General features: G+C 59.3%; 4 protein-coding genes and 6 pseudogenes. 7 read left to right on the top strand and 3 right to left on the bottom strand.

Features of this window, described 5'->3' with window-relative positions:
- Together VSR82_RS38705 and VSR82_RS38700 are read left to right on the top strand one after the other, a co-directional pair.
- A pseudogene (locus VSR82_RS38705) lies at nucleotides 1-231 on the top strand (IS110 family transposase); the annotation flags it as partial.
- 527 nt (nucleotides 232-758) lie between these two features.
- Nucleotides 759-995 (top strand): hypothetical protein, encoded by a 237-nt coding sequence (locus VSR82_RS38700; RefSeq protein ID WP_410853137.1) that lies wholly within the window; start codon nucleotides 759-761, stop codon nucleotides 993-995.
- 441 nt (nucleotides 996-1,436) lie between these two features.
- On the opposite strand, the gene VSR82_RS38695 is transcribed toward VSR82_RS38700, so the two are convergent.
- Nucleotides 1,437-4,193, bottom strand: coding sequence for a M16 family metallopeptidase (locus tag VSR82_RS38695; RefSeq protein ID WP_498858788.1), 2,757 nt, complete (start codon nucleotides 4,191-4,193; stop codon nucleotides 1,437-1,439).
- 225 nt (nucleotides 4,194-4,418) lie between these two features.
- Nucleotides 4,419-5,690 (bottom strand): annotated as a pseudogene (locus tag VSR82_RS38690) (IS701 family transposase).
- Between the two features lie 545 nt (nucleotides 5,691-6,235).
- On the opposite strand from VSR82_RS38690, the pseudogene VSR82_RS38685 reads away from it, so the two are divergent.
- The 3 genes and pseudogenes from VSR82_RS38685 to istA form a co-directional block, all read left to right on the top strand.
- A pseudogene (locus VSR82_RS38685) lies at nucleotides 6,236-6,746 on the top strand (IS3 family transposase); the annotation flags it as partial.
- Nucleotides 6,747-7,162: 416 nt separating this feature from the next.
- Nucleotides 7,163-8,179 carry an IS110 family RNA-guided transposase gene (locus VSR82_RS38680; RefSeq protein WP_429463725.1) on the top strand — a complete coding sequence of 339 codons (1,017 nt, stop codon included), beginning with the start codon at nucleotides 7,163-7,165 and terminating at the stop codon, nucleotides 8,177-8,179.
- A 386-nt stretch (nucleotides 8,180-8,565) separates the two neighbouring features.
- Nucleotides 8,566-9,760 (top strand): annotated as a pseudogene (istA, locus tag VSR82_RS38675) (IS21 family transposase); the annotation flags it as partial.
- Between the two features lie 391 nt (nucleotides 9,761-10,151).
- On the opposite strand, the pseudogene VSR82_RS38670 reads toward istA, so the two are convergent.
- Nucleotides 10,152-10,424: pseudogene (locus VSR82_RS38670) on the bottom strand (IS21 family transposase); the annotation flags it as partial.
- Nucleotides 10,425-10,992: 568 nt separating this feature from the next.
- On the opposite strand from VSR82_RS38670, the gene VSR82_RS38665 reads away from it, so the two are divergent.
- On the top strand, nucleotides 10,993-11,580 hold the full coding sequence (locus VSR82_RS38665) for a hypothetical protein (protein ID WP_410853031.1): 588 nt from the start codon (nucleotides 10,993-10,995) through the stop codon (nucleotides 11,578-11,580).
- Between the two features lie 108 nt (nucleotides 11,581-11,688).
- Nucleotides 11,689-12,001: pseudogene (locus VSR82_RS38660) on the top strand (DDE-type integrase/transposase/recombinase); the annotation flags it as partial.
- Nucleotides 12,002-12,232: the final 231 nt, after the last annotated feature.

Below are 12,232 nucleotides of genomic sequence, written 5' to 3'. Positions count from 1 at the left end.
ACGGCATTACGAACACTTCTGATTCACGGCGCCCGCGCGGTTATTCGTATGGCAGCCAGCAAACCCGAAATGGCTGATTCCTGGGTGATGAAACTGTGTCGACGCCGGCACAAAAATATCGCTGCTGTGGCGCTCGCGGCAAAGAATGCACGGACAGCGTGGGCCATGCTGATACGAAATCAGCCCTTTCAGGCGGACCATGTGCCTACGCGATCCAGCGTGACGGATTGACAGGTCCCGCCATTAGCAGTGAAACAGCGTTCACTTCCAGAGGTTGCTTGAGCAGACTTCAATTCGATGGCAGAACGGTCGGGCCGTGTGGGGCCAAACCCGCTTTGCACCAAGGGCAACCAAGCCCGAGGCTCTGATGGGGTACCCATTCGCGGATATTCATCGTGGGCCCGCAGCGAGTGCTGCCAACTGAGCCCGGATACATGGCTGCAGATCCAGGTGAAGACCCAACTGCGACATTACTCTTCTCCTCAACTAATTCGCGATGCTTCCAGGGTAGCTGAACGGGGCGTCAATGCCAGGACTTTTGCAGACCTTCCTAAACAGGCGTAAAGCGCTTTTGTTGCGATACGGATAGAAATCGCCGAAATTGTCTGCTTTGTGTGTTGGTTCCATCGTTGAAGTTCTTTAAGCGCCTTTCAAGGTTTGGTGTTGACTTGTTGGTATGGATTTCGCGCAAAGGTAGCCGACCGAATTACTCCCATCGGAGTGGCGGTCGTGAAACTTGACATTCTGGAGAAACGACTATGAGTACAGTGATTAGCAATGCGGGTTATGGTGTCTGGAACAACACCATTGACGTCACCGATCAGGTTCGACAGCAATACGCAAACGGCACGCGCGTGTTTGTCGCCGGTAATCAGTATGGCGATCCTTCCCCTGGAGACCGTAAGTATCTCTACATCTTCTGGAAGGTCAACGACGCCCCGATGCAATCCGGCGTGACCGGGGAGAATGATAATCGGGGGATCAGAATCGCATAAGAGCGCCTATCCCGCCAAAAGGTTGCTCCGTCCAGGAAGCCTTGACAAACCAGCCATACTTCCGGCCGGTGCAACTCGCTGAGGAACTGAGCTGCGGTCGTAAATGATGGCAAAAGCGTTGCCGGGCATTCCCTGCAGCGCACCAGTTCAGACTGCACCATGATCTTCTCCTTGCCGACCACCATGGTCGGTAGGAAAAGTTCAGGACATTATGCGAACCATTGCCACACAAGTCAGCGCCCGCGATCCCGCCTGAACACGGCGGTGCCGCCGTCGTCTACATGGTCTCTTAGCCGAATTTGCCGGCGTGGGCAATCGTGAATATCTGAACCTTCAGATATTCACGAATCTAGGCCGCCAGCCCCTCGGGGGTCTTTTTGAACAGAACTCTTATTGTGAATTCAAGACAGGGGCAAAATCGCAGAGACTCCGAACCAGCCTCTAACGAACGAGCCGGCCTTCGGCATCGAGCACGTGCACCTTACCTAGACCGAGCTCGCGCACCGGCTGCTCGATCTTTTTCAGATCGCCCACGATCACCCAGGTCAGTGCTCGTGGTTTGACAATTTCGTCGATCGCCGCCTGCGCGCTTGATACACTCACCGCCTCGATGCGCTGCTCGAGCGTCTGTACGTAGTCGTCCGGACGGCCGTACTTCACGATATTGTCGACGGCGCCGATCACCGACCCGGTGGTCTCGAAACTGCCCGGCAGACCGCGCAATATGGACGACCTAACCTTGTCCACTTCCTGTGCTGTCAGCGGCTTGGCACCGACGATGGCCACCGCCTCCTTTTCCATCTCGAGCGCGGATTCGGTAGTCCTGTCGGCCTGAACGGACGCGTACATCTGAAACGGCCGCTGGCCCAGCGCGCCAACAAGGCCGCTGCGGGCACCGTAGCTCCAGCGCTTTTCCTCGCGCAGGTTCATGTTCAGGCGCGACGTAAAGGTGCCGCCGAACGCGCGGTTGGCGATATCGATGTCTATGGCGTTGATCGCCTTGCTCGACGGCGCGAGCAGACCGGCGAGGATCAGTGACTGTGGCGCTTTGGGCCGATCGATCAGAAACACCCGTGGCTTGGTTTGGTCGGCGACCTTGGCGATGTTCTTTTTCGGCAACGGCGCGGACGGCGCCCTCCAGTCGCCGAACACGGCGTCGAGTTGTGGAGTGATCTCCTTCAGCGTGGTGTCGCCGGCGACCAGGATCTTCACGTTGTCGGGCCGCAGCCAGTCGCGCCGGAACGCCTCTAGGTCGTCTGCCGTAAGTGATTTGATCGACGCCTCGGAGCCGGTGCCAGTGAACGGAATCCTGTAAGCATGGTCGTGGCCGTACAGCAGAGGCGGCAACATGCGCTCGGCGAGGGACGCCGGGTCGACCTTTTCTTGTGCGATGCGGGCTAGTCGCTGAGCACGCACACGTTCGATGTCGTCGGCCTTGAAGGCCGGGTTGCGCACGATGTCCGCGAACAGCGCGAGCGAAGGCTTGAGTTGGTCATTGAGTGTGTTAAGCAACGCCCTACAGGTATCCAGCCCGCAGCTAACACCCATGATGGCGCCCAAGCGCTGCGTGCGCTTGGCTACCTCCAGCGCGTCAAGCGACTTGGTGCTCTCGCCCATCAGGGAGGCGGCGAAGCTGGCGGTACCAAGCTTGCGTCCTTCGTCGGCGGCGTAGCCGCCATCGAACTGCAGGTAGATCTGGGTGACTGGGACAGTGTAGTGTTGCGCCAGCACCACCTCGATGCCGTTCTTCAGTTTGCCGCGCTCGAGCTTCGGAAAACGTAGTTCGGGGAAGTGAGTGACCTGCGGCACGCCTTTGGCACGGTCGACCTCGCTCTCGCTCACGACGTATTGCTGTGCAGCCGGCAGTTTGGGCTCGGGTCGACCCTGCGCGTCGGGCAGCGGCACGACCTTCGCGTCCTCCGCCTGCGGGTCAAAGTCGTTGCTGCCCGGCAGCACGGTGAGCAGGTAGTCTCCCTTGGTGAGCCACCTGTCCGCCGAGGCTTTTACACTGCCAACGGTGGCGGCGTCGACGCGCTGTTGGTCCTTCTTGTAGGCACCTGGATCGCCGAGATACAGTTGCCCCGAGGCCAGCATCTGGGCCTTGTCGCCGACTTTCTCCAGGCGACGCACGAGAGAAGCGCGATAAACGACCTTGGCACGATCCAGCTCATCCTGAGTTGGGCCTTCGATGAGGAATTTATTCAGTTCGTCGGCGATGACCGACTCGACCTTGGCCGCATCCACGCCCTTGCGCACGTTAGCATTAATCTGGAACTGACCGGTCAAAGCGAGCGGTGACACGCCCGCGGACACATTGTCGGCTAACTTGTCCTGATAGACTAGGCGCTGGTAGAGCCGCGAGGTCCTGCCCCCACCGAGCACGGTAGCGGCAAGGCGCAGCGAAATCAGGTCATCCGTGCCCAACTGCGGCACAACCCAGGTGCGGTAGATGCGTGTCTGCGACACGTGGTCGTGCTGTACGCCGCGCGTGGACTTCGCCAGCGGGGTGATCCACGGCTGCTGGCGCGGCACCGGCGGACCGGCCGGGATGTCACCGAAGTACTTGACGACTTTCTCCTTGGCTTGCGCGGGTGTGATATCGCCGGCCAGCACGATCACCGCGTTGGCAGCACCATAGCGATCGCGGAACCACTGCTTCACGTCAGCCAGTGAGGCGCCGTTTAGATCTTGCATGGAGCCGATGATGTCATGCTGGTATGGATGGTTTGCCGGATAGATGTTGGACAGGATGTTCTGGTATACGCGGCCGTAGGGAGCGTTCTCTCCTTGGCGCTTCTCGTTTTGAACCACGCCGCGCTGCGTATCGAGCTCTTTCTGGCCGATTGCACCGAGCAGGTGGCCCATGCGGTCCGACTCCATCCATAAAGCCATGTCGAGCGCGGTGGTCGGCACCGTCTCGAAATAGTTGGTTCTATCAAACCCAGTGGTGCCATTCATGCCGGTCGCGCCGGCCAGTTCGAACGGAGCAAAAAAGGAGCCCTTATGGTGCTCCGAGCCGGAGAACATCAAGTGCTCGAACAGGTGCGCCAAGCCGCTCTTGCCCTTGGGCTCGTCGCCAGAGCCGACGTGATACCAAACGCTCACCGCCACCACTGGGGCCTTGTGGTCCTCGTGCACCACGAGGGTGAGGCCGTTGGGGAGCATCGTTCGAGTGTAGGCGATCTCCGGCACTACCATGGTGGCTTCGGTAGGTGCGGCTCTAACTCCGCTCGCCGCGATGATCCCGAGCGCGCATATCACCAATCGTTTTTTTAGATTTCGAGCCATAAAACACCTTATTGATTAGACTGAGCTTTAGACACTCGAACGCTGTCGCCGTCCGTTGGCGATCAGACGGCGAACGAGACCGAGATTGCGATGAAGCGAGCAGTCGAGGCCGCAGAAGCGGCATCGACTGGTAACTCAAGGGGCGTGACGCGCTTCGGGCCTCTGGAGTTTTCCAGACTTCCGCTGCATGGGAGTGTGGGAGGCAAGTCCGGTAAATTCCCGACGCAGCCATTGGGCGACCAAGCCAGCGGTGACGGGCTGACCGATTCTCAACGGCGCAATTTCGTGCATGGGGAAGTCCTCGGCAATCGCCAGGCTGAGCGACTGCGTGAGAGTCCATGCGCACGAACGAATCTGCATCCAGAGTTCGAGTAGGGTGCGCGTCTGCTGCCAGAGATTGTTGAATCCCCACCAACGCCTGAGATTGTGAAACAGCGGTTCTATGCCCCCAGCGGCGCGCGTAAAGCTGAACGATGGTTTGTGCCTCCAGATCCACTTCGGAGGCCAGTATCAGACGTCGCTTTGTCCATTCCTGCCGCTTGTCGTTGTAGAACTGGCACCAGACAGCGCGCACGGGCGTACCCTTCAGGAAGCGGGCCACGGCGACGGTCGAACGCAGGCGCTGTTCCTTGCCATAGAGCTTCATCGTCAATCCGGTTGCGCACAGCGCTTCGATGGCCTCGGCACTCAGGCGCTTGCCATAGATGCGCGGCCGTCCAGGCCGGGGCCCACCGGACCGAACGGCCGGCCGAAACAGCACGGTATCGATACCCGCGTGGCCGATGACATGCATGTTCCGACGCAGCAATGGCAGGACCAGACGCGCGCGCATGAACCACGAGTCGAACAGCACACATATGGGCCGCTCGATCACACCCGAGACTGCACGCACAAGCGCCAGCGCAATCCAGAGCTTGTTGATGTTGCCCGTTTCCGGAACCAGTCGCGAGAGGATCGGCAACACCATGCCGATGCCCTCGTTGCCCAGCACCCTCACACCCAGAGTCACGATGCATTGCGCCCAGACGTGTTTGGGCCCGGCTGGTCTTGCCGCTGTGCTCGCGTCGCCACCCGACGCCCGGTGCCTTCTTCGAGCACCGCATGATCAGCGTATCGTCCAGGACCATAGTGAGCCTGCCGATGGGCAAGACAGCAAGCACCAGTCTGAGCAGCGCTCGCGCGAGTGGCCCCGTATGCTAGGTGCCACGCTCCAGAAGCTTGCAATACGCCGTCCAGTGGCACGTACACCCAATGGCCGAAATCGCGCGGCTCACCCATCCTTCGGGCGAAACCATGCACCCGCTGAGCAGCTCGAGGAAGCTGGTTTGCGAGCGAAGCGGCACGGTGATAAACGGAACGTTGATCCATTCACGCAGGCAAAAAATCAGTGCGTTTCGACAAGGACATGGGCCATCGCAAGAGAACCGAAAACGATTCCCATTGGCCGCCGCGCTGCTTGAGCTAAAACCTCGCAGGCTGCGCGGCGGCCTCACGATTGACTTTCCATATCAAGTTTTTCGAATTGCGAACCATTTTTCAGGACCCTTCATCGGGGGGCTGAATTTCTAAAATCGAAACATGATTCTCTCCTTTTAAATTCGGCTGCTGATAAGCTGTTGAAGATGATCGCAGACGAAGCTAGAGAAAATCGTGCCAACAGCCATGGTATCGATCGAATCGAAATCCTTTGTCGAACAACAACGGACGGGACTTACAATGCAAACACTGATTGTCGCGAATGCAACAGTCTTGGTGCAAAAAGCACTGGGCAATGCGCTTTGGGTGTCGAGCTTGAGCAGCATCGGTGTTGCTCTGTCGGGCCTTGATCGGCGTGGGCCCCCGGCGTCAGAATAGTTGTCGTGTCGTTTGATTCTTAGAGAGGTCCGGGGGCGGTAGGATCGGCATGAAGGAAAGCCTGCTCAGCGTAACGAAAAGAAGTCGTGGTGCGTCGTATGATGCCGCCGGAAGATGTGCCGGTGTCGGCGCTGGCGAGAGAAACACGAATCACGGAACAGACGTTGTACGTGTGGCGCCGCGAGGCGAAAGGAAAGGGATGGCCGTGCCGGGCGACGGGAAGAACGCCGAAGGATGGTCTTCGGAAGACAAGTTTGCCGTTGTATTGCAAACTGCCCCGCTCAACGCAGCGGAGTTGGCCGAGTATTGCCGGCGCAAAGGGCTGTATCTCGAGCAAGTCGCGGCGTGGCGGGCCTCATGTGTGGCCGCCAACGCGAATGCTGCCGAACAGGCGCGCGAGCAACGTCAGCAGCCCAAAGAAGACAAGCAGCGCATCAAGCAACTGGAAAAGGAGTTGCAGCGCAAAGAGAAGACACTGGCGGAAGCTGCGGCGCTGCTCGTACTTCGAAAAAAAGCCTAGGCGACCTGGGGAGAACAAGAGGACGACTGACCAACGTCCCTGATCGCCTGTTATGGATATCTTTGATCCGAGAGGCGGTGGGCTCGGGCTACCTGCCGTTCACGAAGGAGATCGTGCCTGCATTCGCCAGAATCTCCGAGCGTCTGCCAGCCATTCTCGTCGACAGCGTTCCACTCTGACCGGGAATTTGCCGCATGGCTCGGCCTAGCTTGCGTGAACAGTGGGCCCGTGTACAGGCGATCAGCGAAGATATTGCGTCGCTGGAGCGGCGCCTCTCGAACGAGCTCAGACTTAGCGTCGAATGCCGATGCCCTTCGAGTTCGAGTGTTAGCTGAGACCCTCGTCAGCGAATTCCATATGGGCCAGCAGGCCGACCAACCTGCATCAACGGGCCGGACATAGTGGAATGGCCTCGTCCCACCTCCGGCGGATGTATGCAAACGATCTCCGCTAGAGGACATGGCAGTATGGGCGATCCCTGGTCCGCAACTGAACGGAGGCTGTCATGAATGTCGCCTTGCTAAGCATTGACCTCGCCAAAAACATCTTCCAGCTGTACGGCGTCGACGAACGCGGCCATCCGGTGTTGAGCCGGCGAGTCAGCCGCAGCAAGCTCCTCGAGACGGTCGTCTGTCTGCCCTGCTGCCGCATCGTAATGGAGGCTTGTGGTGGCGCGCATCACTGGGCTCGGCGGTTCTCAGCAATGGGGCATCATGTGCAGATCATTGCGCCTCGATTCGTCAAACCGTTCGTCAAATCCCAGAAGAATGATCGCAACGATGCGGAGGCGATCGTCGAAGCGGCGTCCCGTCCGACCATGCGCTACGTCGCGGTCAACAGCGTCCAGCAGCAGGATATTCAGTCCATGCATCGCATCCGCAGCCTGCTCATGCGCGACCGTATTGCGCAGATCAACCAGATACGAGGCCTGCTGGCCGAATACGGGGTGGTCATTGCGCAAACGGCGCTGAAAGTAAGGCAGCAGCTGCCCACAATTATTGATGACGAACGCAACGAGCTGACAGGGTTGAGCCGGTCAATGATGCGGGATATGTATGAGCGGCTTGTGCTGCTGGACAAGCAGATCGCCCGGTATGACGAGTTGATCCATCAAGTGCACAAGGCATCCCCTTCAAGCCAGCGACTGGAGAAGATTCGCGGTGTCGGGCCGCTGATCGCAACCGCTGTCATTGCTGCGGCAGGTAGTGCCACTGAATTCTCAAACGGCAGACAGTTTGCAGCGTGGCTTGGCCTGACACCACGTCAGCATTCGTCGGGCGGCAAGGATCGCCTGTTCGGTATCAGGAAGCGCGGCAACGGGTATCTGCGAATGCTGCTGGTACACGGCGCCAGATCGGTTGTCCAGCAGGCCATGAAGCATACGGATGCACTCTCCCGATGGATCCTCGAGGTTCAGTCGAGGCGGGGAACAAACATCGCCGTTGTCGCACTTGCCAACAAGATAGCCAGGACTATCTGGGTCCTGCTGGCATGCGGTCAGGAATACGCACCGCCGCTGTGAACGGAGTACCGATCGCACGGCAGCAGTAGCTTACCTCTTCATCGGTTGCACAAGTGATCTGATTCAATGGCAAACAGGTCGGACCGTCGGTGACAAAACCTGCGCAGTCTTAGGGCTCTTGAGGCCGTGGATATAAGAAGGAGTCACCGGGCGAAATCCATTGGGGCCGGGCACACGAGTGCCACCGAAAGGCCGAATGTATATATGCAATCCAGCACCTGCCCGCTGTAGACCAGATCATTTGGCAAATGGGACGAGGCCATGTATAAGCGTGCTGCCTTGACCTGTAGACAAAAGTGCAAACCCTGCTTGCTATCCGGGAGGCGTCCACATAAGGCGCTCTAAGAACACCAACAGGCTGATCGAATAAGAAAGCGATCAGCTACATGTCTGGAACCCGCATTACCGACCAACAGGTTCGCCTCTACATGTCCAAGCGCAAACATCACTCGCAGCAGATCGCCGCCGCCAAGGCCGGCATGAGTGTCCGCAGCGCCAGGTGCATAGAACGGGACACCGTACTGCATGACAGAAACCGCGTCGTTACTGGCGTTCCCGTCCCGATCCCTTCGCCGACGTCTGGGATACTGAAGTCGTTACGATGCTGGCGAATGCGCCGCAACTTCAGGCGGTCACGATCGTGCCCAAGCTGCAGGACGATCATCCCGGGGAGTATCCCAACAGCACACGCCGCACACTCGGGCGACGCGTGCGGCACTGGCGGGCGGACGTCCGGCTCACCCAAGGAAGTCTTCTTCCCGCAGTTGCATGAGCCCGGCGCACGCGGCCTGTCCGACTTCACCGACATGGCTGAACTGCGAGTGACGATCGCTGGCGTGCCATTCGAACACCGGCTGTACCACTTCGTGCTCGCGTTCTCGCGCTGGGAATACGCAATGTTGTTGAAGGTGGCGAGAGCTTCGAAGCATGTCTGTCCATGGGACTGCAAAACGCACTATGGCAGGCTGGGGGATATCCGCGCGAGCATCGACCGACAATCTGTCGGCGGCGTTCAGAAACCTCGCGGACGAAGACGACTTCACGGTGCGCTATGCGGCGCTGCTCGAGCACTATGGCGTGACCGGGACCCTCAACAATCGCGGCCTGGGTCACGAGAACGGTAGCGTTGAGTCATCGCATCGCAATCTGAACGAAGCCATCGACCAGGCGTTGATGTTGCGCGGTCACCGGGACTTCGTCGATCGTGCTGCCTATGATGAATTTCTGCGCGAGGTCGTCATACGTCGCAACCGGTGTAACGCAGCCGCGTTCCGCCTTGAGCGGGAACAACTCATGGATCTGCCGTTAAGGCGCACCACAGACTTCGTCGAGGAAGAAGCCCGCGTCACACGCTGCAGCACCTTCACGGTACGCGGCATTCTTTACAGCGCACCATCGCGCCTGATCGGTCATCGCCTGAAGGTGCGCGTGTACGGTGACCGGCTCGACTGCTATCTGTCGGGTGCGCTGGTGCATATCACCTCGCGAGGCTCGCGTGGCGGCGACAACCGCCCCGCACTGAATTACCGACACTTCATTGAGAGTCTCAAACGCAAGCTGCAAAGTCATCGTTGGATTTCGGCTTTGGCCGCCGGGTAGCTACGCAAATGGTCGGTAACGATCTGCCGGGTATCGGCTTTGAGCGCAGCACCCGCTTGAAAAGCGCCCACCGTTTGTCCGCAACCCAACATTTCCTACAACCGTCGGCCCGATTGGAGGAAATGCGTCACTGAACACGGAGATGGCCAGCCCCCGTTGACTTAAGTCGTGCTCGTATGCAGCGCCAGCGACCTTGAGCCGTACGTCTACCTCGTGCACAGGCTCACTGAATGGCCACCGCGCAACCTGCTGCGATTTGTCCGAACGCGTACCGCTCCGCATCTCAAAACTCGCACCATCGCGGGCATTGAATTCGACTGCGGCCCAACGGCGTAGTTGTCGTTCGCATGAAGCTTCCCTGCCAGTACGACCCCACGCCGTGCAGGCCCGCGAGCTCAAGCAGGCTGATCATCGTCTTGCATGCGTCGCGTTGTGACAGGCGGGCATCGCGTTGCTCCCACGTTCTGCGGTAAGCCTAACGCGGGAACAGTGCGTCACGAAACGCGAGCCCCTTGAATGCCTGGGATTTGCGCTTCAGGGCGTCAATGAAGTGGCGGTCATCGAGCACGTGCCGGTTGTCGTGCGCACGTGAGCCCCGAGCGGTGCTGTGGACCAGCACGCCGGACAGGTAACAGTCGAGTCGATCGCATGTAGATGCGCACGCTTATTCCTGCCGTCGCGGCCGCGAGTTCCTGCGGATGGTGCTTGCGCTTGTTTATGTAGAGGCGAACCTGTTGGTCGGTGATGCGGGTTCCAGACATGTGCTGACCGCTTCTTCTTTAAGAATCGATCAGCCATCCTATTACCCCACCGACGCGGCGCCGCCGGTGGGTCGTCTTTTCCGGCGGCTACGCCGCCTCCGACTCCTCACCACCGGCCGAAACAAACGTCAACGACCGGCCAAAGTGGCGCCCCCGGTGGTGCTGGCTCGACTTTTGCTCTTTGCTTCTCGTGAGTCATTAGGAGTGGATTGAATGAGGATTGAACACGAAATCAGATCTCACGGTGCTGCAGTCACAACCAGCGTTTTTGCGCACGCCCTACACGCTCAGGAAGGCGCGCGTCACGGGGGGGGGGACGCCCGCCGGCGGGACGTCATAGACCCGCGAGGCAGTTCTGGGCGGCAATGGGCGTACTTGCATGGATTCGACCACGGCTGAGCCGTGCGAGGGCGTGCGCGTCGCGTTCTATCGGGCAACACCTACGGAGGCAGCATGACCTGCATTGTGGCGCTGACAGATGGCAAGAAGGTTTACATGGGTGCGGATTCGGCAGGAGCGGGGGGTGGGTCCATCACCGTGCGCGCCGACCCCAAGATTTATCGGGTGGGACCGTTCCTGATCGGCTTCACCACATCCTTCAGGATGGGGCAGCTTCTGGGCCATAGTCTGACCGTCGCGCCGCGCCCTGAGGGCACCGATGTGTTCGCCTTCATGTGCACAACGTTCATTGAGGCGGTACGCGCGTGCTTCACCCGCGGTGGGTTCGCGCGCAAGGACGGCGAACGCGAATGGGCTGGCACTTTTCTGGTTGGGTACATGGGGCGCATCTTCCAGATTGGCGACGATTATCAGGTTGGTGAATGCGCCGTGAACTTCGATGCCTGTGGTAGCGGCGAACAGGCGGCGCTGGGCTCACTTCATACCACCGCCGGTATGCCGATGCGGCCAGACGTCAGACTCGAACGCGCCTTGGCCGCGGCGGCCGAATTTTCAATGGGAGTCCGTGGCCCGTTCCGGATAGAAGTGCTGGACGGCCAGATCGCTCAACGATCGAACGAAGAAGAGGTAAGCGACGTTTGATCTACCAGTCGCCCACTTACCACGAAATGGGTGATGGTTGAGCCGCTCTTCGTGCAATGCCAGTTCCAACAGCTCGCACTGGGCGAGCCGGTCTTCAAACGCGCGCCGACCATCACGCTCGACGGCTATGCCGCCTCGCACCGCGCGGTGCGCGAAATGAAAACCGATGGTCTGCTGCCTGAAGACACGAAGGTGCGGTCCTCAAAATATCTGAACAATGTGATCGAGCAAGACCATCGCCACATCAAGTCCAGAACGAACGTGATGCCTGGATCAAGCGATTCTGGAGCGCCGCGACCACGATTTTCAGGGAATCGAGTCGACGCATCGCATTCGCAAGGGGCAGTTCGATCTCGCAAAGCTCGGCCTCAAGCAGGCCGCTGCGCCCGCCGTATGGAATGCGGTCCTGTTTGATCGATAAGCCTTCCCACCTATATGGCCTTTCTCAACCCGCTTATCTATGCACCATGTATGGACGACTCCCTGTTGTCAAGCAGTCTCAGTTTTCTGGCACCAGGTCGAGGTTGCAGCCATGTATCCGGGCTCAGTTGGCAGCACTCGCTGCGGGCCCACGATGAATATCCGCGAATGGGTACCCCATCAGAGCCTCGGGCTTGGTTGCCCTTGGTGCAAAGCGGGTTTGGCCCCACAC

The organism is Burkholderia sp. JPY481 (assembly GCF_038900515.1).
GTDB lineage: Bacteria > Pseudomonadota > Gammaproteobacteria > Burkholderiales > Burkholderiaceae > Paraburkholderia > Paraburkholderia youngii.
This window is presented reverse-complemented; position numbering and strand designations above follow the sequence as displayed.

Coding starts and splice junctions, on each gene's coding strand:
- VSR82_RS38700 (WP_410853137.1), top strand. CDS start 759: ATGAGTACAGTGATTAGCAATGCGGGTTATGGTGTCTGGAACAACACC.
- VSR82_RS38695 (WP_498858788.1), bottom strand. CDS start 4,193: ATGGTAGTGCCGGAGATCGCCTACACTCGAACGATGCTCCCCAACGGC.
- VSR82_RS38680 (WP_429463725.1), top strand. CDS start 7,163: ATGAATGTCGCCTTGCTAAGCATTGACCTCGCCAAAAACATCTTCCAG.
- VSR82_RS38665 (WP_410853031.1), top strand. CDS start 10,993: ATGACCTGCATTGTGGCGCTGACAGATGGCAAGAAGGTTTACATGGGT.